This window comes from Pseudomonas siliginis, assembly GCF_024072275.1.
Classification (GTDB): domain Bacteria; phylum Pseudomonadota; class Gammaproteobacteria; order Pseudomonadales; family Pseudomonadaceae; genus Aquipseudomonas; species Aquipseudomonas siliginis.
Genome location: NZ_CP099598.1, coordinates 3,343,834 through 3,366,564, shown reverse-complemented (window position 1 = coordinate 3,366,564; position 22,731 = coordinate 3,343,834). Strand labels below are relative to the sequence as shown.

At 58.1% G+C, this 22,731-nt stretch carries 22 protein-coding genes and 1 pseudogene; 16 read left to right on the top strand and 7 right to left on the bottom strand.

The genetic code is table 11. From position 1 onward, the window contains the following. Nucleotides 1-175 precede the first annotated feature (175 nt). From NF676_RS15445 to NF676_RS15410, 8 genes are all read left to right on the top strand, one after another. Nucleotides 176-1,498: an MFS transporter gene (locus tag NF676_RS15445; protein WP_056789414.1), complete on the top strand. Its 1,323-nt coding sequence runs from the start codon at nucleotides 176-178 to the stop codon at nucleotides 1,496-1,498. A 144-nt stretch (nucleotides 1,499-1,642) separates the two neighbouring features. Continuing rightward, entirely contained in the window at nucleotides 1,643-2,635 is a 993-nt protein-coding gene (araD1, locus tag NF676_RS15440) for an AraD1 family protein (RefSeq protein WP_252886340.1), read from the top strand. A 9-nt stretch (nucleotides 2,636-2,644) separates the two neighbouring features. Next, nucleotides 2,645-4,225 (top strand): aldehyde dehydrogenase (NADP(+)), encoded by a 1,581-nt coding sequence (locus NF676_RS15435; protein ID WP_024013181.1) that lies wholly within the window; start codon nucleotides 2,645-2,647, stop codon nucleotides 4,223-4,225. A gap of 207 nt (nucleotides 4,226-4,432) precedes the next feature. Continuing rightward, the gene (locus NF676_RS15430; RefSeq protein WP_252886339.1) at nucleotides 4,433-4,744 is read left to right on the top strand and encodes a DUF5629 family protein; all 312 of its coding nucleotides are present in this window, start codon (nucleotides 4,433-4,435) and stop codon (nucleotides 4,742-4,744) included. After that, the gene (locus NF676_RS15425) at nucleotides 4,731-5,906 is read left to right on the top strand and encodes a lactonase family protein (RefSeq protein WP_236169619.1); all 1,176 of its coding nucleotides are present in this window, start codon (nucleotides 4,731-4,733) and stop codon (nucleotides 5,904-5,906) included. The genes NF676_RS15430 and NF676_RS15425 overlap by 14 nt, the downstream gene beginning before the upstream one ends. A gap of 156 nt (nucleotides 5,907-6,062) precedes the next feature. After that, on the top strand, nucleotides 6,063-6,242 hold the full coding sequence (locus tag NF676_RS15420) for a hypothetical protein (protein WP_016775003.1): 180 nt from the start codon (nucleotides 6,063-6,065) through the stop codon (nucleotides 6,240-6,242). Between the two features lie 265 nt (nucleotides 6,243-6,507). Further along, complete coding sequence (locus NF676_RS15415) at nucleotides 6,508-6,720, top strand: hypothetical protein (protein ID WP_039763920.1); 213 nt, start codon at nucleotides 6,508-6,510, stop codon at nucleotides 6,718-6,720. Further along, nucleotides 6,717-6,974 (top strand): hypothetical protein, encoded by a 258-nt coding sequence (locus tag NF676_RS15410; protein ID WP_016775000.1) that lies wholly within the window; start codon nucleotides 6,717-6,719, stop codon nucleotides 6,972-6,974. Before NF676_RS15415 ends, NF676_RS15410 begins: the two co-directional genes overlap by 4 nt. 119 nt (nucleotides 6,975-7,093) lie before the next feature. Here the strand turns inward: NF676_RS15410 and NF676_RS15405 are convergent, their stop codons facing one another. The 7 genes and pseudogenes from NF676_RS15405 to NF676_RS27755 form a co-directional block, all read right to left on the bottom strand. Further along, nucleotides 7,094-7,690: a glutathione S-transferase gene (locus NF676_RS15405; RefSeq protein ID WP_252886338.1), complete on the bottom strand. Its 597-nt coding sequence runs from the start codon at nucleotides 7,688-7,690 to the stop codon at nucleotides 7,094-7,096. Then, nucleotides 7,687-11,328 (bottom strand): AAA family ATPase, encoded by a 3,642-nt coding sequence (locus NF676_RS15400; protein WP_252886337.1) that lies wholly within the window; start codon nucleotides 11,326-11,328, stop codon nucleotides 7,687-7,689. The genes NF676_RS15405 and NF676_RS15400 overlap by 4 nt, the downstream gene beginning before the upstream one ends. Continuing rightward, nucleotides 11,325-12,569 (bottom strand): exonuclease SbcCD subunit D C-terminal domain-containing protein, encoded by a 1,245-nt coding sequence (locus tag NF676_RS15395; RefSeq protein ID WP_252886336.1) that lies wholly within the window; start codon nucleotides 12,567-12,569, stop codon nucleotides 11,325-11,327. Before NF676_RS15395 ends, NF676_RS15400 begins: the two co-directional genes overlap by 4 nt. Nucleotides 12,570-12,646: 77 nt before the next feature. Continuing rightward, a complete protein-coding gene (locus tag NF676_RS15390; RefSeq protein ID WP_252886335.1) occupies nucleotides 12,647-13,807 on the bottom strand; it encodes a hypothetical protein in 1,161 nt (386 codons plus the stop codon). A 201-nt stretch (nucleotides 13,808-14,008) separates the two neighbouring features. Further along, nucleotides 14,009-15,124 carry a SoxR reducing system RseC family protein gene (locus tag NF676_RS15385; protein ID WP_252886334.1) on the bottom strand — a complete coding sequence of 372 codons (1,116 nt, stop codon included), beginning with the start codon at nucleotides 15,122-15,124 and terminating at the stop codon, nucleotides 14,009-14,011. Beyond that, nucleotides 15,114-18,104, bottom strand: a complete 2,991-nt coding sequence (locus NF676_RS15380; RefSeq protein WP_435406610.1) for a toxin VasX — start codon at nucleotides 18,102-18,104, stop codon at nucleotides 15,114-15,116. The genes NF676_RS15385 and NF676_RS15380 overlap by 11 nt, the downstream gene beginning before the upstream one ends. A gap of 177 nt (nucleotides 18,105-18,281) precedes the next feature. Further along, a pseudogene (locus NF676_RS27755) lies at nucleotides 18,282-18,695 on the bottom strand (toxin VasX); the annotation flags it as partial. Nucleotides 18,696-19,419: 724 nt separating this feature from the next. Here NF676_RS27755 and NF676_RS15370 point away from each other — a divergent pair. The 8 genes from NF676_RS15370 (at nucleotide 19,420) to NF676_RS15340 (ending at nucleotide 22,719) form a co-directional block, all read left to right on the top strand. Continuing rightward, nucleotides 19,420-19,896 (top strand): hypothetical protein, encoded by a 477-nt coding sequence (locus tag NF676_RS15370; RefSeq protein WP_252886332.1) that lies wholly within the window; start codon nucleotides 19,420-19,422, stop codon nucleotides 19,894-19,896. Nucleotides 19,897-20,002: 106 nt separating this feature from the next. After that, entirely contained in the window at nucleotides 20,003-20,260 is a 258-nt protein-coding gene (locus NF676_RS27890; protein WP_488656663.1) for a DUF8617 domain-containing protein, read from the top strand. A gap of 65 nt (nucleotides 20,261-20,325) precedes the next feature. Further along, complete coding sequence (locus NF676_RS15365) at nucleotides 20,326-20,754, top strand: hypothetical protein (protein ID WP_236169864.1); 429 nt, start codon at nucleotides 20,326-20,328, stop codon at nucleotides 20,752-20,754. Nucleotides 20,755-20,766: 12 nt separating this feature from the next. Continuing rightward, the gene (locus tag NF676_RS15360) at nucleotides 20,767-21,003 is read left to right on the top strand and encodes a hypothetical protein (RefSeq protein ID WP_221264762.1); all 237 of its coding nucleotides are present in this window, start codon (nucleotides 20,767-20,769) and stop codon (nucleotides 21,001-21,003) included. A gap of 23 nt (nucleotides 21,004-21,026) precedes the next feature. Then, entirely contained in the window at nucleotides 21,027-21,389 is a 363-nt protein-coding gene (gene cdiI, locus NF676_RS15355; RefSeq protein ID WP_236169865.1) for a ribonuclease toxin immunity protein CdiI, read from the top strand. A gap of 65 nt (nucleotides 21,390-21,454) precedes the next feature. Further along, nucleotides 21,455-21,796 (top strand): hypothetical protein, encoded by a 342-nt coding sequence (locus NF676_RS15350; RefSeq protein ID WP_236169866.1) that lies wholly within the window; start codon nucleotides 21,455-21,457, stop codon nucleotides 21,794-21,796. Nucleotides 21,797-21,915: 119 nt separating this feature from the next. Next, nucleotides 21,916-22,335: a hypothetical protein gene (locus NF676_RS15345; RefSeq protein ID WP_163025627.1), complete on the top strand. Its 420-nt coding sequence runs from the start codon at nucleotides 21,916-21,918 to the stop codon at nucleotides 22,333-22,335. 81 nt (nucleotides 22,336-22,416) lie between these two features. Continuing rightward, complete coding sequence (locus tag NF676_RS15340; protein ID WP_122087874.1) at nucleotides 22,417-22,719, top strand: hypothetical protein; 303 nt, start codon at nucleotides 22,417-22,419, stop codon at nucleotides 22,717-22,719. Nucleotides 22,720-22,731: the final 12 nt, after the last annotated feature.

Sequence of the window (22,731 nt, the reverse complement as noted above, 5' to 3'; positions counted from 1 at the left end):
TAAGACTATTGTTTGCGAGCTGACGCTTAATCTAAGCTCAAAATCCGCGCTTTGGAAGTGTTGTTGGGTAATTAGTATTACTATATAGTCGTTTTCGACGGAGGGATGGCCCTGGCTGTTTTGGCGAGAGGCGTCCCCCGAGGTTCTATAAAAACAACAATCGGAGACCGATCTCATGAGCCAGGAATTGCGGCTTGTCCGGCGCATCACACTGAAACTGATTCCCTTCCTGATCCTGCTGTACCTGATCGCCTATGTGGATCGCTCCGCCGTCGGCTTCGCCAAGCTGCACATGGGCGCGGACATCGGTATCGGCGACGCCGCCTATGGCCTCGGTGCCGGGCTGTTCTTCATTGGTTACTTTCTTCTAGAGATTCCCAGCAACCTGATGCTCGAACGCTTCGGCGCACGACGCTGGTTCGCGCGGATCATGATCACCTGGGGCGCGATCACCATCGGCATGGCCTTCGTGCAAGGGCCGCACAGCTTCTACGTGATGCGCTTTCTGCTCGGCGCGGCCGAGGCGGGCTTCTTCCCCGGCGTGCTGTACTACATCACCCAATGGTTCCCGGTGCGCCATCGCGGCAAGATCCTTGGCCTGTTCATCCTCTCGCAACCCATCGCGATGATGATCACCGGTCCCGTGTCCGGTGGTTTGCTGGGCATGGACGGCATCCTCGGCCTGCACGGCTGGCAGTGGCTGTTCATCGTCATCGGCACCCCGGCGATCCTGCTGACCTGGCCGGTGCTGCGCTGGCTGCCGGACGGCCCGCAGCAAGTGAAGTGGATGGATCAGGCGGAAAAAGACTGGCTGACCGGCGAACTGAAAAAGGATTTGCAGGAATACGGCCAGACCCGTCACGGCAATCCGCTGCATGCGCTGAAAGACAAACGTGTGTTGTTGCTGGCGCTGTTCTATCTGCCGGTGACCCTGAGCATTTATGGTCTGGGCCTGTGGCTGCCGACGTTGATCAAACAGTTCGGCGGCAGCGATCTGGTGACCGGGTTCGTCTCTTCGGTGCCATACATTTTCGGGATCATCGGCCTGCTGATCATTCCGCGCAGTTCCGACCGTTTGAATGATCGCTACGGCCACTTGGCGGTGCTCTATGTGCTCGGTGCGCTGGGCCTGTTCCTCAGCGCCTGGCTGTCGCTGCCGGTGGCGCAACTGGCGGCGCTGTGTCTGGTGGCGTTCGCGCTGTTCTCATGCACCGCGGTGTTCTGGACCTTGCCGGGGCGTTTCTTTGCTGGCGCGAGTGCCGCGGCGGGGATTGCCTTGATCAACTCGGTCGGCAACCTGGGCGGTTACATCGGGCCGTTCGTGATCGGCGCGTTGAAGGAATACACCGGCAATCTGGCTTCGGGGTTGTACTTCCTCTCGGGCGTGATGGTGTTCGGGCTGATTCTGACCGGCATCGTCTACCGCGTGCTGGAACGCAAGCATGTGCTGCCCGTCGACCAGTTCGCCGCCAGCGCCCGTGGCGCGACCCGCATCTGACTGACAACACTGGCCCCTGTGGGAGCGAGCCTGCTCGCGAAGAGGCCATCACATTCAACACTGCTGGTGACCGGTACACCGCTTTCGCGAGCAGGCTCGCTCCCACAGGGGATAGCGGCGTTTTTGATGGAACAGGAGAAAATCATGCATCTGGTTCAATTCGAATTACCCAACGGCGAGCGCCGGGTCGGCGTGGTCGACAACGGTCAGGTCCGCGAAGTCGAGGACGCCCGCAGTGTCCGTGATCTGGCCCTGGCGGCAATCGAGGCCGGCAACTCGCTTGAGCAGCAAGTGCAAAGCCTCGGCCTCGGCGCCAGTCACGACTATGGGCAGTTGCTCAAAGACCTGCGCATCCTGCCGCCACTCGATCACCCGGACCCGGCGCACATGCTGGTCAGCGGTACCGGCCTGACCCATCTGGGCAGCGCTTCGGCCCGGGACAAGATGCACCAGCAGGCCGGCGATGAAGCGGCAATGACCGACACCATGCGCATTTTCAAATGGGGCGTGGAGGGTGGCAAACCGGCGGCGGGGCAGGCCGGTGTGCAACCGGAGTGGTTCTACAAGGGCGACGGCAGCATTGTCGTGCGTCCGGGGCAGGCGTTCCCGCTGCCGCCGTTCGCCGAAGACGCCGGCGAAGAGCCGGAGATGGCCGGCCTGTACGTCATCGGCAACGATGGCAAGCCGTATCGCCTCGGTTTCGCGGTGGGCAACGAGTTCTCCGACCACGTCATGGAGCGCAAGAATTACCTGTACCTGGCGCACTCGAAATTGCGCAGTTGCAGTTATGGCCCGGAACTTCGTACCGGTGAATTGCCTCAACACCTTGCCGGCACCAGCCGAATCCTGCGTGACGGCGAAGTGCTCTGGCAGAACGAGTTCCTCAGTGGCGAGGCCAACATGTGCCACAGCCTGGCGAACCTTGAGTACCACCACTTCAAATACAGTCAGTTCCTGCGTCCGGGCGACGTGCATATTCACTTTTTCGGCACTGCGACCCTGTCGTTTGCCGACGGCATCCGCACCCAGCCGGGCGACACGTTCGAGATCAGCCAGGCCGACTTCGGCGCTGCGCTGGTCAACGGTATCGCACCGGTTCAGGCGGCTTTTGAACCGGACAGCATCGGCACCCTTTAAGGAGATCCCATGACTCAGATTCTCGGTCACAACTACATCGGCGGTCAGCGCAGCGCCGCCGGCAGCGTCAAACTGCACTCGGTCGACGCCAGCACGGGCGAGGCCCTGCCGCACGATTTCATTCAGGCCACGGCCGAAGAAGTCGACGCCGCCGCCAAGGCCGCCGCTGCGGCTTACCCGACGTATCGCAGCCTCAGCGCCGAACGTCGCGCGCAGTTCCTCGACGCAGTCGCGGATGAGCTGGATGCGCTTGGCGACGATTTCGTCGCCGTGGTCTGCCGCGAAACCGCGCTGCCGGCCGGACGCATTCAGGGCGAGCGTGGTCGCACCAGCGGGCAGATGCGTCTGTTCGCCAAAGTCCTGCGTCGCGGTGATTTCTACGGCGCACGGATCGATCTGGCACTGCCGGATCGTCAGCCGCTGCCACGTCCGGATCTGCGTCAGTACCGCATCGGCCTCGGCCCGGTCGCGGTGTTTGGTGCGAGCAACTTCCCGCTGGCGTTCTCCACTGCCGGTGGCGATACCGCAGCAGCGCTGGCCGCCGGTTGCCCGGTAGTGTTCAAGGCCCACAGCGGCCACATGGCCACCGCTGAATTGGTCGCCGACGCGATCATTCGTGCCGCAGAAAAAACCGGTATGCCCGCAGGCGTGTTCAACATGATCTACGGTGGCGGCGTCGGCGAATGGCTGGTCAAGCACCCGGCAATTCAGGCCGTTGGTTTCACTGGCTCGCTGAAGGGCGGTCGCGCTTTGTGCGACATGGCCGCTGCACGTCCGCAACCGATCCCGGTGTTTGCCGAGATGTCCAGCATCAACCCGGTGATCGTCTTGCCGCAGGCACTGGCCACGCGTTCGGAAACCGTCGCGCGCGACCTCACCGCTTCGGTAGTGCAGGGTTGCGGTCAGTTCTGCACCAACCCGGGGCTGGTGATCGGTATTCGCTCACCGCAGTTCAGCGCGTTTGTACAGCAAGTCGCCGCTGCGATCGGTGATCAACCGGCGCAAACCATGCTCAACGCCGGCACCCTCGGCAGCTATGGCAAAGGTCTGGAAAAGCTCCTGGCGCATAGTGGCATTGAGCATCTGGCCGGCAATCCGCAGCAGGGCAATCAGGCGCAGCCGCAGTTGTTCAAGGCCGATGTCAGCCTGTTGATCAACGGCGACGAAGTGCTACAGGAAGAAGTGTTCGGTCCGACCACAGTAATCGTCGAAGTGGCCGATCAGGCACAACTGAGCGCAGCGCTGCACGGCCTGCACGGTCAACTGACCGCGACGATCATTGGTGAGCCGTCTGACTTCGAGCAATTCGCCGAACTGACGCCGCTGCTGGAACAGAAAGTCGGGCGCATCCTGCTCAATGGTTATCCGACTGGTGTCGAAGTGTGCGATTCGATGGTGCATGGCGGCCCGTACCCGGCGACGTCCGATGCGCGCGGCACGTCAGTGGGCACGCTGGCGATCGATCGCTTCCTGCGCCCGGTGTGCTTCCAGAACTACCCGGACAGCTTGCTGCCCGAACCACTGAAAAACGCCAACCCGCTGCGGATTCAGCGCCTGGTGGATGGCAAGCCATCGCGTGAGGCGATCTAGCCAGCACCGCGATTTTTTGTGTTGATCGTTCCCACGCTCTGCGTGGGAATGCAGCCCGGGACGCTCTGCGTCCCAATGGAACGCGGAGCGTCCCTTGAGGCATTCCCACGCGGAGCGTGGGAACGATCAGACAGAGGTTCCAGCAGGGGCCTCTGGATCACATTGGGCTATCATTGGCCCTTTCCCCCCAAAGAAAGACTGTTTGCCATGACTGCCCAAACCCTTCTCAACGCCCTCGAACACTGCGATATGGTCGAAATCGATGGCCTGCACGCCTTCGAATTCGCCCTCGACGAGGACGATAACCTGCACATCGAATGCATTGATGGCCGTGCAGCCAAGCACTGGGAATTCACCCCGGCTCAGGTTGCGGCTGCGACGTTCGATGAGACGCTGCAGAGCTGGCTGATCGTCGGTTACGCCAGCGACACCAAGACCACGGGCGAGCATCGTCTGGTGTGCCTCGGCGACGTAGTCAGCAGCAGCGACGATGAGGATGACAATAATGAAGATGCGTAATTTCTGGCCTTTGCTGATGGCCGGCAGCGTCGGCGCGATGGGGCTTTCCAGCGCCAGCGCCGACACCTTGCAGTTGCTGGTCGGCTCGTACACCGCCGGTTCCAGCCAGGGCATCTACCGCATGCAGTTCGACAGCGCCACCGGCCAGATCGACGCCAAGCCGCTGCAAGTGGTCAAGACCGAAAACCCGTCCTGGCTGACCCTCTCGAAAGACCAGAAGCGTTTGTTCGTGGTCAATGAAAACGGCCCGGGCCAGACTGACCCGGTCGGCCGCGTCAGCAGCTTCGCCATCGACCCGAAGACCCATGCGCTGAGCCTGATCAATCAAGTGCAGAGCCTCGGTAACGAGCCGACCCATTCCAGCCTCAGCGCTGATGCCAGACACCTGTTCGTCAGCAACTACTCGGTGATGGAAGATCCGGGCGGCACCCTGGCGGTATTGCCGGTCGATGCCGACGGCCAGCTGAAACCGGTGGTGCAGATGAGCGGCCACCCGGCCAGCCGGGTCAACCCTGAGCGCCAGGCCTCGAATCACGTGCACTCGACGGTGTCTTCGCCGGACGGTCGCTACGTGTTCTCCAATGATTTGGGCGCGGACAAGGTTTTCATCTATCAGTACGACCCGAAGGCCAATCCACACCTGCCGCTGACCCCGGCAAAAACCGCCTCGGTAGCCTTGCCGGCCGGCAGTGGCCCGCGTCATCTGCTGTTCAGCGCTGATGGCAAACACGCTTGGCTGACCATGGAGATGAGCGCGCAGGTTGCGGTGTTCGACTACAACGACGGCGTGCTGACCCAGACGCAACTGGTCGATCTTGCAGCGGGCCAGCCAACCTCGGACAAAGCCGGCGCGGCGCTGCATGCTTCGGCTGACGGCAAGTTTCTCTACGTGAGCAATCGCGGCACGGCCAATCAACTCGTAGTGTTCGGCATTGATCCTGCGACCGGTCAGCTCAAAGAGCTGCAAAAGCGCTCGGTCGAGGGTGATCACCCGCGCGAGTTTGCTCTCGATCCGAGCGGTAAATTCGTCTTGATCGCCAACCAGAAGAGCAACCAGATTGTCGTCGTCGAACGCGATACCAAGACCGGTCTGCTCGGCAAAACCGTGCAAAAACTGCCGATGGACGCGCCAAGCGATCTGAAGTTTGTAGTGCGACAATAAGCCACAGGCCCCGTTCTGCGGGGCCTGCATCGTTGTATTAATTGCACTGATATCGGCTAATGCTACAAAAGATTTCAAGCGAGCAACCCTCGAGCGTTACGTTTGTTTCACAGCCCGACCGGGCAAACCAAGCAAACGAACACGAGGGTTACCGCCATGAATTTCAATCTCTTCTCCGTCATCGCCGCTTCCGCCATTTCTGCCACCGTGGTATTGCCAGCCGGTGCCAACGTCGAAATCGCCAGCAAAAAATCCCACACCCAGAGCTACACCCAGAAATACCTGCAACAAAGCGCCAACTTCTACGCCGCGCTGGATCACAAAACCCAAGCCTGAGCGCACCGTTCTCCTGTAGGAGCTGCCGAAGGCTGCGATCTTGATCGTTCCCATGCTCTGCGTGGGAATGATCAAACAAGAGATCGCAGCCTTCGGCAGCTCCTACGCGCGTACGCGTTCTCCACTCATAGGTTTTCTCTCGCCGGCAAATAGAGCCGCTAAATAATCAACGAAGCTGATATTCACCATTGCAAACCCTGAGTGGTTGCTTCGGCTTTTTTGATTGATTCTGTGGCCATCGAAACCTTTGCCCACGGAGAACACCATGGCCAGCGCAATCCTCACTTCCGCCAAACGCGGCGCCTACCTGGCCATCGGTCTGTACCTGGCCGTGGTGCTGTTTGTCAGCATCGGCGCGCAAATGGAACACAGCTTCGACGCCCCGATCGACGTCGCCCACCCCGGCATCCAGTTCGAACTGCGCTCGCAAAGCGCGATGGTCGACAGGGCCGAACTCGCAGGAGTCGGCGGCGCATGAAAGGCTACAGACTCTGGGTCATCGCCAGCCTCGCGCTGATGACCAACGGCGCCTCACTCTTGGGGTTTGGCCAAGGCTCGGTGGGCGGTTTGGCCCGGGCCATAGAGGCCAACCACAACATCGCGCACAACATTGAACGAGCCAACACGCTGGGCCTGATGGCCGGCAATCCACCGGTCAAGGTTGCGGTGGATTTTCTCGGGCCGTTTGAAGTGGATTGCATGGCGCTGGGCATGTGCCAAGCACTGGCCTAATGATCGTTCCCACGCTCTGCGTGGGAATGCCTCAAGGGACGCTCCGCATTCCAATGGGACGCGGAGCGTCCCCGGCTGCGTTCCCACGCGGAGCGTGGGAACGATCAAGAGAGAGAGAGTTACTTCTTCATGATCGAGGTGAACAGTTCGGATTCGAGCAAGCGCTGCAACCAGGCCTGCAAGCGAACATAAGGCGTCTGCGCGAACCACTCTCGATCAACGTGAGCGAACTGCCGGACGAAGGGCAGCAGGGCGATGTCGGCGAGGCTCGGATGATCGGCCAGCAAGTAGTCACGTCCTTCAAGCAGCTCATCCAGTTTCTGCAGAAATAACGCACCTTCAGCCCGATAAGCTTCCATCGGCTGCTCAGGGTAACGCTCGGCGTACTTGTAGCGATTCAAAGCCGATTTGAAAATCTGATCATTGCCTTCAATCAGTTTCTCCATCCACAGCGCCGCGAACGAATCACCGGCCAGCAACCAATCATCCGGATCATTCTGCGCCAACGCCCAGCGCATGATCTGCAGACTCTCATCGATCACCACGCCATCGGCATTCAGCACCGGCACCGTGCCCTTGGGCGAGAGCGCCAGCATCTGCGCCGGTTTGTCCTTGAGACTGACTTCGACAATCTCCACCGGCACGCCCGCATAACGCAGCGCCATTCGCGCACGCATGGCGTAAGGGCAGCGGCGGAAGGAATACAGCGTGTTCATTTCACCTCCAGCGTGCTCAAACCATTGCCTTGGCGCCGCACCTGAATCTGCACAGGAATCCGTTCGTGCATTTCCTGCACATGGGAAATCACCGCCACCTTGCGTCCCTGCGCCTGCAAGCCATCGAGCGCGTCCATGGCCAGTTGCAAGGATTCCGGATCAAGGCTGCCGAAACCTTCGTCGATAAACAGCGATTCGATTTTCAGCGTGCTCGACGCCATCGAAGCCAGACCCAGCGCAAGGGCGAGCGAGACGAGGAACGTCTCGCCGCCCGACAACGAATGCACCGAGCGCAGTTCGTCGCCCATTTCCGTGTCCATCACCAGCAGGCCGAGCATGCTGCCGCCACGTTTGAGGCGATAGCGTTTGACCAGTTGGCGCAGCTGCGCGTTGGCGTGGTGCACCAGCAGGTCGAGGTTGTAGGCCTGGGCGATCTTGCGGAAGGTGTCGCCGGTGGCTGAGCCGATCAAGGCACTGAGTCGCGCCCAGCGTTGATACTCGGCGTAGGCGTCAGCGATCTGCCGGGCCAACGCCTGATTGGCGTTCTGTCGGCGCTGGTCTTCCGCCTGTTCGGCGCGCAGTTCGGCGCACTGCTGTTCGCTGACGGCGAACTGGTTTTGCAGCTCGGCGAGGGCGCTGTCCAGCTGTTCGGCGTCAAGATTGCCGTCCTGCCGGGCCTGGTGATCGAGCAGGCGCTGATCGCGCTCTTGCAACAAGACCTGGGCCTGTTCGATGGCTTTTTCGTTGTGCTGAAGGGTCTGACGCAGGTCGGCGACTTGCGCGTCGTCGAAGCGCAGCAAGTCTTCCAGGCCGCTGTCATCCAGTTCCGGGTGGCTGGCGCGCCAATCGGCGATCTTGCCGGCGAGTGCCTGTTCTTCAGCCTCCAATGCTTGCAGGCGATCCTGCTGAGACTTGAGTTCGGCTGCGATCTGCACCAGCTGCGTGCGCACGCTTTGCAGCTCCTCAGCGGTGCTGGTTTCGGCGACGCGCGCCTGTTCCACCGCATGTTCCAGCTGCTGCTGCCAATGCTCGGCGCTGCTGTGCTCGCCAAGTAACTGCGCGAGCTTTTCCTGACAGCTTTGCTGCTGCTCGGTCAGCGCGGTGAATTGTTGCTCGGCGCTGTGCAGTTGCTGAGTGCGCAGCTGTTGGCGATCCTGTTCTTTCTCCAACGTCTGCTGGCGTTGCTGCTGTTCGCTCAGCTCTTCCTTTTGCTGCTCAAGCTGGGCCAGACGCTCGCCGATCTGCCGATCCAGCTGCATGAATGTCGCGGCCGGCTCCAGGCGCAGTGCTTCGAGAGTGTCAGCCGGCAGCAGCGGACCGAACGCGCTGAGTTCTTCTTCAAGGCGCTGACGGTCGCTGTTGAGTTCATGCTGCTGATGGCTCAGCTGTTGCGCCGCTTGCTGATGCGCCACCTCGGCCTGACGCAATTGTTGCGACAAGCGCGCCGCGTCCTGTTGCAAGGTGAGCAGGGCGCTTTGCCGTTGTTCGTCCTGAGTGATGCTCTGGTTCAATTGCTCGTTCTGGCGGCTGAGCCAGGCGTCGCGTTTGTCAGCGTCCTGATTGAACAGTTGCGCGGCCAGCGGATGCGCGTCGAGGCTCGGGGCCAGGGCTTGTTGCTGCGCCGCCAGTTGTTCCTGTTGCTGCAGCAGCTCTTTCTGTTGCGCGATCACGCCACCGACTTCGCCGCGCAGCTCGATCAGTTTTTCCTTGAGCTGATCGACCACTTGCTGGGCGTTGGCCTGTTCGCTTTCATCGTGACGGCCAAGGCTTTGCAACAGCGCTTCGGGCTGATGATAGGGATGCTCGTTGCTGCCGCAGACCGGGCAGGGCTGATCGTCCTGCAACTGCGCGCGCAACTCTTCTACACTGGCACTGCGCGCCAGCCGCTGACGCTCGAGCAGTTCGCGAGTGACATTGAGGGTCTGCTCGGCGACGGTCAGTTCGGCCTTGGTTTTCACACCGTCCTGGGTCAAGCGTTCGCGTTGCTGCTGCGCGTCGAGCTGACGTTGTTGCAACTCGGCGCTGCGCTTGTCGAGATCCTGCTGAGACGCCCACAGGCGCGACAGGTCTTCAACTGCGCGCAGCTGTTTGCGGTTGTCCTGCAGCAAAGTGCCGAGCAGGCCGATCTGTTCCGCAACCGCGTCGGGCTCGGCGCCGGCCTCTTTGAACAGCACTTCCAGTTGCTGCTTGTGCGAGGCCAGTTGCTCAGCACTGCGCGCGGCGTTCTGTTCGAGGGACGCCAGTTCGCTCTGGCCCTTGTTCATGCGGTTGCCGATCAGCATCAGCTGTTGCAGACGGTCGCGATAGGCGCTCCAGGCATCGCTCAACGGCGCCAGATGCGCACTCTGCTCAAGCTCGGTGGCGATGCGTTGCAAACGCTCGGCGACCTCAGCTTGTTTTTCCTGCAAGGCCTGAATCGCGCTCTGGCCATCCTTGAACGCTTGCTCGGCGGTTTGTCGGGCTTCGGCGCTGCTGGCAGTGTCCTTGATCAGACGGGCGAGGGTGCTTTGCTCTTCGAATGCCTGACGCAGCAACGGCGCGTTTTCGCTCTGGCGTTGTTGTGCTTCGCTGAGGGCGACTTTTGCTGTATCGAGGTTTTGCGCCAGTTGCGTCTGGCGTTCGCCCAACGCGGCGTGTTGTTGGGTGTGCGCGGCAATCTGCGTCGTCAGTGGCGTCAGCAGCGCATCAAGCTCGGCCTTGCGCGCGAACTGATGGCGTTGCGGGCCAAGCTGTTCCAGACGCGTCAGCTTCACCCGCTCGCCGGCCAGTGCCTGCCATTGCTGTTGCGCGGTTTGCAGTTGTTCGCTGGCGGCTTTTTGCGCGTCCTGCAACTGACGCAAATCCTTCAGCCAACCGTGTTGTTGCTCAAGCTGTTTGAGCTGCGCCTGTTGCGCCTTCATATGTTGCTGCGCGGTGTTGAAACGCTCGTCGAGTTCGGCGCGCGCTTCCGGCGCCAAAGGCGTTACCCCGGTAGCCTGATCCTGCAACAGCTTGTGCGCTTCGCGGGCTTCTTTGGTCTTGTCGAAAGCGCGGCGGCCGAGGCGGGTGTAGAGCGCGGTGTCTGTGAGTTTTTCCAGCAGTTCACTGCGGTCGTTGTCGTCAGCCTTGAGGAACGCGCTGAACTCACTCTGCGCCAGCAGCACAGCGCGAGTGAACTGTTCAAAGTTCAGGCCCAGCGCGGCTTCCAGCTGGGTTTTGTATTCGCCTTTCTGGCTGGCGAGCAGTTGATCCTGATCGATGTCGCGCAGGCTCTGCCGACTGGCCTGGAGTTTGCCACCAGCCTTCTCGCGAGCACGATTGGCTTCCCAGCGCGCGCGATAGCGGCGGCCATCGACGCCGACGAAATCCACTTCGGCATAGCCTTCACCCGTGCCACGCCGCAGCAAGGTGCGCGGGTCACCAGTGGCGATTTCACCGTCAGCGTCGGGGACTTTGGCATCGCGACCGGTGTTGTTCAGGCGCGGCACGGCGCCGAACAGCGCCAGACACAACGCATCAAGCAACGTGCTCTTACCAGCGCCTGTGGGGCCGGTGATCGCAAACAGACCAGCGCTGGCCAGCGGTTCGGCGGTGAAATCGATCTCGAACGGACCGGCCAGCGAGGCGAGGTTTTTCAAGCGAATGGCGAGAATTTTCATGGCTGCTCGCCCTCCAGTTGCACGTCCTGCAGCAGTTCGGCGAAGTCCTTGAGCGTCTGCTCGTCGACCTCGCTGCCGTAATTGTCGAGCCAAGCGCGGCTGAACAATTCCTGCGGGGTGAGCTGGTCGAGTTCGATCAACGTGCTGCCGTCATCGCTGCCATCGGCGCCACGATTGCCGGCGTATTCAGCGGCGATGCGCACCAGTCGCACGGCTTTGCCTTGCAGTGCGGTTTCCACTTGATGGCGCAGATCCGGCTGCGGCTCATCCAGACGCACGCGCACTTCGAGCCAGGGCTGGCGCTGGGTTTCGGCGAGCAGATCGATGTTCGGCAGGTCGGCCAGTTGCAGCAGAATCTCGGCCAGCGGTGCCGGGCCGATGCGCTGCAGATTGACCGAGCGCGGGATCAGTTTCGGCTCGACGCTGATCAGAGTTTCACCGTCGAGGACCACATCGAGAATCTGATGTTGATAACCGATTTCGGAGAACGACAGCGGAATCGGCGAGCCGCTGTAGCGGATGCGCTCCTCGCCGTTGACCTTCTGCGGCTTGTGCAAATGGCCGAGGGCGACGTAACTGATGCTTTCGCCGAACAGGCTGGCGGGCAGCGCTTCGGCATTGCCGATGATCAGGCTGCGTTCGGAATCCTCCGACACAGAGCCCCCGGCCATGTGCGCGTGGCTGATAGCGATCAACGCCTGCCCGGGTTGACGCTTGGCATTCGCCGCCGCGATCAGCCATTCATGCACCTGACCGATGCCGCGCAGATAGTTGTCACCCAGATGCGCGCCAGTGACTTCCGCCGGGCGCAAAAACGGCAGCGCCAGACACCACGCGGCGATTTCTCCTTGGGCATTCGGCAGCGGCAGCAGCAGGCGCTCGGCATCGAGTTGCCCGTCATCCAGCCACAAGACCCGACCCAACGCGTGAGTGCGCAAACGCCGCATCAACGGCGCCGGCAGCTCGATCCGCGAGCCGGAATCATGGTTGCCGGCGATCATCACGATGGTCAGCAACGGCTGCTGTTCGTGAGCGCTGACGATGAAGTCGTAAAGGCGTTCCTGAGCTTTGACCGGCGGATTGACCGTATCGAAGATATCGCCGGCAATCAGCAGCACATCCGGCTGCGCCAAGTGCAACTGGCGCAGCAGCCATTCGAGAAAACACGCGTGCTCGAAATCGCGCTCCTGGCCGTGCAGGTTTTGCCCAAGGTGCCAGTCGGAGGTGTGGAACAAACGCAAGGTGGACTCCGCATTTTGATCAAGAGGGTGGCCGCGAAGAAGAACGGGCGGCGAGAGGAGGGGAGTTTACTGGCAAATCACGCCCCTTGCCTTGTCGTGTGTCTGCTTGCACCGGCAGCGGCGAATATTTCGGTAATCGGCCGATGCGGCTGGCGTCTGTGCATCTGCCGCACCAGCTCGCTCATCCGCAACAACTCTTCGCTCGGCTTGGCCCATTGCTCTTTTGGCAATGGCTCGGACCATTCGCGCATGACTTCCGGCAGCGCCTGCTTGCCGATTCTTTCCAGCCGACGAATTTCCCATTCGAGCAGACGGTTGGGAATCGTCCATAGGGTCATGACGTGATACAGGTACCAGAAGAACCCCGACAACCGCGAGCGGCGGCCTTCATGGATCTGCTGATGCATCCGCGCGCGGGCATTGTGGAATGTATGCAGGCCTTCGTGGGGTGGGTCGTCCGGGCCTTGCAGGTCTTGCAGGTCCTGGATCGATTTAAGGTCGTTGACCTCGTACTCCATGTAGCCGCGAATCGCTTCCCAGTGGCTGATCGCAAGCTCCAGGCCGGCGCATTGGAATTCCTGGCTTATGAGGGTTTCACCTTGGTAGAAACCGATGCCCATGCCGTATTGGCGGTGAATGCCAAACTGGGTGGCGCCTTTGGCTTCGATGATCCAGGCGCTGAGCGATTCCCATGGAACGAAGACTGGTTCGGTGGCGCCTTCGGGCATGAAGCAGACTTCGCGGCGTTGGCGGTTGAAGCGGGTTGGGATGAGGGAGAGACGTTTTTTGTGGACGTGGTGCCAGACGGCCAGGCCGATACCCAAGGCCATAAAACCCGTTAATAACGCCAATTTGTAAAGGGCAAGAAAAACACCCTCAATAATTTCCTTAATGAACTCCCAGTTATCTCCAAACATGAGCCCAATTAAGCCTCCCACCAGTGGATATAGAAACGCGATCATGAATGTGCCACTGAACGGTCCTCCTAAAGTCACCTGCCACATGAATACCTGCGGGTTTCCCAACCCGAAGTCCATGTAAACACTGTTTAGTACCCCTATATGAGGCCCGTAGGGTGGCGTTTGTGTTGGTAATGGCAAGGGCGCGAGATAGGTAATTTTTCCACTCGGAAACGGCTCTACATCGCCCGCTTTTCTGATCACCTCACATTGCGCATCAACAAGAGGCTCATTGTGATTATTCAGCATGGTCAGCCCTTTCGAGGTATTGATTTTCAACCAGCAGAACCATCGGGTTTTCCTTGAACGAGCCGGGAGCAACAACTGCGAAATGGCCGTCACCCCGAGGGTCTCTCGCCTCGGCCAACATCAACCGAAACATCCGCATCCAACGCGGTCCTCTGTGGGAGCGAGCCTGCTCGCGAAGGCGCGCAAACAGGCAAAAAACCTCCCTCCCTCTGGTCACAAAACTGCTCTGCATCAGTCCACAGCCCGCCTGCAAACCTCAGCGAAAATCTGCGTAATCGGCCGATGCGGCTGGCGCTTGTGCATCTGCCGCACTTGTTCGCTTAGTCGCAACAGCTCTTCACTGGGCTTGGCCCATTGCTCTTTAGGCAGCGGCTCGGACCAGGCGCGCATGACTTCCGGCAGCGCCTGCTTGCCGATTCTTTCGAGTCGGCGCACTTCCCATTCGACCAAACGGTTGGGAACCGTCCATAAAGTCATGACGTGATACAGGTACCAAAAAAATCCCGACAACCGCGAGCGGCGGCCTTCACGGATCTGCTGATGCATCCGCGCCCGGGCGTTACGAAAAGTGTGCAGGCCTTCGTGGGGCGGGTCGTCCGGGCCTTGCAGGTCTTGCAGGTCCTGAATCGATTTGAGGTCGTTGACTTCGTACTCCATGTAACCGCGAATCGCCTCCCAATGGCTGATCGCGAGCTCCAGGCCGGCGCATTGGAATTCCTGGCTTATGAGGGTTTCACCTTGGTAGAAACCGATGCCCATGCCGTATTGGCGATGGATGCCGAACTGGGTGGCACCCTTGGCTTCGATGATCCAGGCGGACAGCGATTCCCATGGGACGAAGACAGGTTCGGTGGCGCCTTCGCGCATGAAGCAGACTTCGCGGCGTTGACGGTTGAAGCGGGTTGGGATGAGGGTGGCGCGGGTTTTGTGGACGTGGTGCCAGACGCCTAGGCCAATAAACAAGGCAATTAAACCCGTTGAGAAAGCCAATTTGTAAATGGCAAAAAAAATACCCTCAATGACTTCTTTAATGAACTCCCAGCTATCACCTAACAGAAGTCCTATAAACCCTCCCATCAGTGGATATAGGAACGCGATCATTAATGTGCCGCTGAATGGTCCGCCTAAAATGACTTGCCAAGAAAAAACCTCCAGTGTCCCTAAACCGAAATCCATATAAACGTCATTCAGTTCACCAATATGCCGACCGTAAGCTGGCATTGATGTTGGTAATGGCAAGGGCGCGAGATAGGTAATTTTTCCGCTCGGAAACGCCTCAATGTCACCGGCCTTTCTAGGCTGTTGAAGCGGGCGAATTGTTAATGGATCATCGTGATTATTCAGCATGGTCAGCTCTTTCTAACAGGTGAGCCTCAACCAGCAAAACTGGAGGTTTTTCTTTGACCTGTTGAGGAGTAACAACCCCAAAATGACCCTCACCACGCGGATCTAGGTGAATGACGCGAGTTCGAGATGCCCATTCACCTTTTTCATTCAATGTCTGAACGCACACAGCCAATTCCAGCGTTTCTTTCGCGGGAACAAATTCCGACCCGAGGCCCGCTGGATACTGGAGACAAAGTATCAGTCCTTCTGGGCTGGACTTCACGATGCGCAGGCTGCTTAAAATCTCGTCACTAATGACATCTCGCTGCTCTCGTGGTGCTCCTCGACTGTGCAGCGGAATTGAAATGCGGTGCGCGCCGATACCTAAACGGGAGGTTGGGTTGCCGCCAAACGGAGGCAGCAGATCATTCAGCGTTAGGGTCGGCAATGCTAAGTGAATATCGCTGGGTTTGGCTTTGAATAACAGATCCTTCAGCCAAGAGTCGTACAGATTTGGGCCAAGCTGCGCGTAAGGTGCGTGAATTAAAAAAGCCAGATAACTTTGATAGTCATCAAGTGAGTGGTCGCCACGCATCTCGCTATCCCTACTCCACGGTGTGATTTTCAACCATTTATCGTGAGCACTGATGTTGTAGCGGCTGTACAGCCAGCTGCCGCCCAGCTCTAGAACGGTAAAAAGTGCTCCAGCGAGATTGAAGCGGAAAAAGACGGTGGATAAACGTGTGCCAGCAGCGGCCCAAGCAGCTCTTCGAGCGGCATTACTTGACGCCTTCAATACCTTGAATGTGGAGTGGACAGTGTTGGTCAAACCATAGCTAGTAGTTGATGTCATGCCACCAGCTCCCATCGTCGCCAATGCAGCTGCGCTTTGCGCCGAAGGATTTCCACTGCGAACCGCCTGTTCCCAGTTTTTGCGCTGCGTGACAAAACTGTTCGTAGAAGAAGCCAACCCTGACAAATATGTAAAAAAACCCAATCCCACATGCAATTTCCCCATCTGCACGTGCACGGTCTGCAAGGCATGGAGCTGAACGCTTGCCACTAGAGAAGCGCAGCGAACTTTTAACGCCGTATCAGCAAGACTTTGTGCGGCACTAAATCCCGCCGCTCCCGTTGCAGCGACTGAATTCATCAACGAGGTCCACACTCTTTCATTTACAGCCTGCCTGCGCAGCTCCCGATAAACCCCCACCAAATTCACCACCTGCACCATCACCACCAACAACCCCATCCCCTCCGTCCGCACCAGACTCGCCTTCGAAACCCCCGCCACTCCCGCGCGAATGTTCTCCAGCAACCCTCGCAATTCCCCGTGCTGCGCCGGCGGAAACACAACCGTCACGCCCGCTTTCGCCGGGGTGGCGCCATACAGCCGTGCCGAGCGATCCGGCAGTTCGTCAATCGGGCTTAGCGCTGCCGCAAGGCGGCCTTCGAACAAGGCCAGTTGCGTGCGCACGCGGACGATTTCTTCCTGCAATTCCATCGCCCGGGCGGTTTTGTGGCCTTGGCGGTTTTTATTGTGGGTGAGCTGGTTGCGTTCGCGGTTGAGGGTTTTCAGGTAGTCGCGTTCGCGCAGCACTTCCTTGATCGTGGCTTGCAGCGCCGCTTGTTCCGCCGGGGTGGATACGGTGAAGGTCACGCCGCTGGTTCGCGCGGCGTCGAAGACGCGCAGGCGCAGGGCTTTGGGCAGGCGCTGGAACAGTTCGTCGAGGTCGGGGATTTTCTCGCCGGCGAGATCAAAGCCTTCCAGCGCCCGGCTCAGGCCGAGGTTCAGCGCCGGGCTGTAGGTGTCCTGCACCGCATCGGCGAGGACGCGGCTGTGTGCCGGCAGATCGTCGAGGGCCGGCAACTGCGGATGCTCGATGCTCTGCAATTTGGCCAGCCAGTCCGGCAGGTTGTTGAACATCGCCATGCCGGCGTTGAACAGCGTTGAATATTGCCCGGCCTGTTCGGTCTGCAAGCGCAGCGGCAAGGTGTAGAACAGCGGGCGGGTCAGTTGCGGGTGTTGCTCGAGGTAACCGAGCATTTGCTCATTGGCCGCGTCGCTGCGGCCGATGTCCTTGAGGCAGGCGTATTCGCTGGCGAGCGCCTGATCGATCTGCACTTGCCCGTCGAAATACCACGCCGAGCGATGGAAACGCCCGGCGCACAGCAATTGCGCGCGGTCGGCGGTGATGCGTTCGAGCAGGCGATTCCAGCGTCCGAGGTTGTCGCGATGATTGTTCAGCACCTCGTCCATGGCCGGGCGGTCGATCAGGTCGTTGATGCCGCGTTTGCCGCTGAGCAACGGGCCGTCGAGCACGTCTCTCATGCGTCGGTTCTGATCCTTGCCGAGGTCGACCAGTGTGTTCAGATGACGCTCGACGAAATCGGCCGGGGCCACTTCAGCAAAATATTCGCGGGTGTAAAAGCGCCGATCTGCCTCGGCGGTGACGCGAGCGTGCGCGGTGAAATCCGGGGCAATGCCGTCGAAGCGGTTCAGCGCCAATGACTCGTCCAGTGCCTTTTCGCGAAGCTGTTGCAACTCAGGCGTGGCTTCGACTGCAACTGGCTCGACCTCACCACCTTTGTTCAGATAGTCGAGCAGCGCCTGCCGGGTATTTTCCCGATTAGGCTCGGGCAATTGCTCCAGTTCAGCGAACAATGCCTGGGCGCGCGGATCGTCGCTGGCCTTGGCCAAAGTGTCGAAGTCCTGAGATCCGAGCTGGCTCAGCGACTCGATGTAACTGGCCAGCAGGTAGTCGCGCTCGTTGTTGTCGGTGTTGCTCCACTGCTCGATCCAGCCGACCACCAGGTCCTGATAATCAGCCAGATCACGCATCACCCCGAGGTCGTCGTTGACCAGCAGAAACAGCGTGTCGTCCTGATAAGGTCCGCGCACCCGCCCGAGAAATTCGCCGATATGCGCCTCGCGAAAACGTCGCGGGTTTTCCCACAGATAGGGTTCACGCTCGTGCTCCGGCGCGTCGCTGACCTGCACCGCCGGCATCCGCGTGGCGTCGGCCTCGGCCAGCGGTTTCGCTGTGCAGGCCACTTCCGCCAGCCACTGTTTCGCCTGAGCCACGGTGAGCAAATGCTCGCCGCCGATCAGACAATGCACCGGGCCGAGATCGACCGCCTGCATGAAGTGCTCGCGTTCCTGCGCACTGTCCAGCACCTGTCGGCACTTCGCCGCGCTCAACTGCACGTCGGCGAAGGTCACGTAAAGGGTGCTTTTGCGCGAAAAGATCAACGCCGGACGTTCTTCGATGGCGCTGCGCTGATCCTCACTGACGCTTTTGCCGCGATGCAGCAATGCGCTGATGACACCTTCCAGCACGCGGTATTCGTAGAGCTCACCGCTGAGACTGTCGGCGATGTACAGCCAGCCGTCGCGCAGGCGGCGGATGCCCATGGGGCGCGTGGTCAGAGTGTACGGCAGCGTGATTTCGGTGCTGGGGTCGAAGGGTTTTTCCACCAGGCCGTACGCGAGGGGCAACAGTTGCACGTGGGTGTTGCGCAAGGGGCAGGCGGCTGGCGCACCAATGGGCGCTTTCGAGGCGGCAGCTGCCGCGAGGTTGGCGGGGTGCATCATTGAGCACATTTTCCTGTGTCTGTTTGTGACGGAGAAATGTGCGTGTATCTGAAAAACGACAGCAGTCAGATCTTTCTGTGTTTTGCGTAGGAATCGAACACTCGGGATGAAACCTACGAGGGATCGACTGAAATCTTACAGAGGTTACTTCGGATGAATCGTGAGTAGCTCGAAATGCGTACCCGCGGTCGCCAACCGACGCAGGGCAAACAGAGCCTTTAACAGGCGCATTGCCCGAGGATACGGGCTGTACCGCTCATCGAAACCGATTGTTCAACCCATCCATTGATTGACGCCAAAATAGTGGCCACTTAATATCATGCCGGATGATGCGCCATTGTAGAGACGCCAGCGACTCTTTGCGCTCATCCGCGCCGCTGTCCGGCCGAGCATGGCACCTGATCAGATCGATTATTGCCCGTTACAGGATCTTCTACATGGACGTTCGTCGTACGTATTCCTCGCGCACCAGTCTCCTGCCCCTGTGGGCGAACTCATCAGTTCATTGGCATGCCCAAGCGCGGACAAACGTTCCTGCTGGCAAACATCATGGTCTTGCAGCCACTATGAGCGCAGGCCGATGGCCTCGTCGTTGCCAATCCCAGTATCTCGCTGGATCGTGCGGGTAATGGAGCAGAACCAGAGACAAACCAAGTTCTGATAAACAGAGATCTGTCCCCCAGGTCCCCTACGGCGGAAAATCGTGTCTGGAGCCCATGCAATGCATCTGATCAACTCTTTACCCTTCGTCATCGACACTGAACCCTATGACGCGTGGAAGCAGCAATGGGCAAATCAGGAAGGCCTGGATATTCATTCGTATATCAACGACCAATGCCACCCGGAACAGATATTGATGTTTTCCACGTTGCTGTTCCCGACGTTCATCGTGTCTGAGGGAGGCGTCTTCCTCGAGCGAAATTTTTCACACGAAGCGTTCGCGCGCTGCGTGAACCTGGCCGCTGGCGACATGGCGGAGGTTGAGCGGCTTATGAATTGTGTGAAGATTTATGATTTTTTTGGCCAATACGGAAATGGTGTATCGCCCAGAATATTTCTTCAGCTGTGCGAGATGATCGGGTTTGCCTGGCGAATGGTGCTGAAGGAGAAATTCCCGGACACATTATTCACTGTCGAGGTGTCGAACTCGGATGAGGATTACGGCCCGGTGGTTACGTTTTATCAGGTGAAACAATGATTGATCCCATTCCCAACGCTCGCTGATAAAAGATTTTTTGTCTTGATGTGCCCGTCTCAAGACCGTGTGCGAGCAGTTACTTTTCTTGAGTTGAGCCACCAATACAATGCCTAAATTTTCCTGTGTGTGCGGTCAGATAATCAATTTGTCTCATGGTACGTCCGAGTCAGAATATTCGATGGTTGCCGAGCGAAAGATAGATGAGCTAGGTGCTGCCTTGGCAGATCGTTGGTTGTCAGAGGAAGAGTTCTATCAGCAGATAGGAGCGGGTGCTACTACTGTTTATCGATGCAATAAATGCGAACGACTACATATTGATCAAGGTGGCGGTAAATTTTCTTCCTATACCAAGGAAGTACGTTAGGGCGCGCCCACATGCGTTGCGGGGAAAGAGTAGAAACTGGATTGTTCGCCAGCAAGAGGCTTCAAATGGACTTTTCAATTGCGGAATACGGATTGGTCGGCCCCCTGAATGGAAAACTGTCCAGAGCTCAAGTGCGCGAAATTCTGGGAGCCGGTTTCGAAGTGTTCTGGAAAACACCTGACTCCTTGAATACTACCGATGCTTATATTCAGCTCGATCTTCATGTCTACTACGACGAGCGAGATATAGTTAAAGGGGTAGAGTTTTTCGAAAGAAGCACGGTGTCCTGGAGCGGGCACAAGCTGGTAGGCGAAACATCCACGGACGTGTTGGCTTTGTTTCGTCGCCATGGTATTGACCCCGTCATTGACGATGACGGATTTGAAGTCGGTGAGTTGGGGATGGGGTTTTACGTTGACGATGACGACGACTTGATCACCACTTTATATATCAATCTGCGCCGCGAAAATTCATTCAACGGCATCGTGCTCTAACAGGAGCCAGAGATGATCATCTGCCCAAGATGTCAGCAGGATTACATTGTCTGTGCCCATGTCAAGGCCACTGGGAAAGAGTTATTCATGTGCCCAGAGTGCGACGCTACCTGGTTTTCAGTTGAGGCGATCGGCGTTGCGCCTTTTCTGGACTTTGGGACTTATATGGAAAGCATAGGCTTGTCGATGCTGTGGGACGAGTTGGACATTGTTTCCGGTTCAGAAGACTCAAGAAATGACAGTGTATGATCCGGCAATGAAGTGAGGTTGTTATGAAGGAGTTGTTCGGTCAGCCATACCGCCAGTCAGACCCTTATTGGATTGTCAAAGGGTATTTTGACCGGATGTATGATGATGGCCGTTTCATCGAGGCTGCGGGCTATATTGTGAGGCGTTGGGGGTTCAGTGTTGATGGAGCATACTGTAACTTTCCTGATGTAAATAGCTCATTTGAAGAGGGCCATTTCGAAGGAGTGGAGTTTTCTTATGGGTATCCCTCTAGCGATGCAGACACAATTATTATCAGTGAAGAGGTCTGCATGGAATACCTTCGGCTAGCTTGTGATAAGTACCTACAGCGTCATCCTGAATATAAGGCGAAAGTCGATGTTCTCTTGAGTGAGAGCCATGTCTGATAAGTAAAAAGTGTGCCATTTGTTCAGCGCAGCCAAAAGTTATCCGATCAAGAGAAAGTTGAAAGATGAAAGATTTCGAGTCAGTAAAGAAACTGATTATCCAATTGGTGAAAGATAAAGCCGGTGATTTTGATGGTGGCAGTTGGGAAGCTGATTACAAGCTGAACTGGGAAGACGAGTTAGCGGAAAGGCTAGCAAACGCTTTCTACAATATGTCCAGAGCGGCATCCGCCAAAGAAAATACAGATGATGTCATGTTGAAAGCCGCGTTGCTGAATTCACGAACGGACTTCATGGATCTCGCCAATTTTTTCAGGGATATTTTCGACGATTTGGATGCACTGCTGCGCAAGCCAGTCTGGCCGGATATTCCAGAAGGATTTGATTATCAGGGCTACCACCAGTGAGTTATCCATAGGTGCAGAATGCGACGACATCGGGTCTTTAGTAAGGGGCGCGGGCGTCAAGCCTGACCATCTTGGAAGGACTCGCGCATCTTTCTTGGTTCAGGAGATCCCCGGAAAAAATGACAATGGTATTTAGTTTTTTAAGTCGCGGTGATCTCGGGTTGATTCACGCTGGCATGTCCCGAGAGGAATCAAGGAAGGCGCTTGGTGGTCGGTTTGAGGCGTTTTACAAAGCCGAAGATTCGACAGTACCGACCGACGCTTACGATGATTTAGGCGTGCACGTTTACTTTGATGAGCGCTACCGGGTCTTTGGCGTTGAGTTTTTGAAATGGAGTGAGCTTGTTTGGGACAACCAGAAACTGGTCGGTGAGAATGCGCTTGTGGTTCGACAGTTTTTGGCCAAGCGAGGAGAGGTTCTGGTTTTCAATAATTCAGGCTTCAGTGTCACTGGCGTGGGTTTAAGGTTTTATGTGCCTGATTTCGGGGAAAACGACGCCATCGTTGAGGCTGTCTATGTAGAAGTTGGTGGCGCATGAGGAGAGGCGCGGGAAACAAATAGCTTATGGATTGGACATCTCAGAGGAACTCAGCTTCAGTCGCAATCTGGAGGTTTTACAGTGATTACCGAAGACATAAAGATCGTCCAAGAGATCTTCCAGGTGGTCGAAGCCGGCATCGTCCATGGCTATGACGCGTTCCGTTATGGCGTGGAGTTGGGGGAGGGCTACATCGAGACGGAGCTGTGCGTTGAGAAAGATGGCGTCGAGGACTGGAACGCTGAAACTGATATTAACGGGGCGATTATCCTTCGTTTGGTCGACCAGCTTCAGGAAAACGCAGTCAAGCGTGGCGAGCCATGGAAGTCATTCGTCCTCTCCTATCGAGAAGGCGAACAAGTCAAAACGAAATTCGAGTATTGATTCCGGACTTTC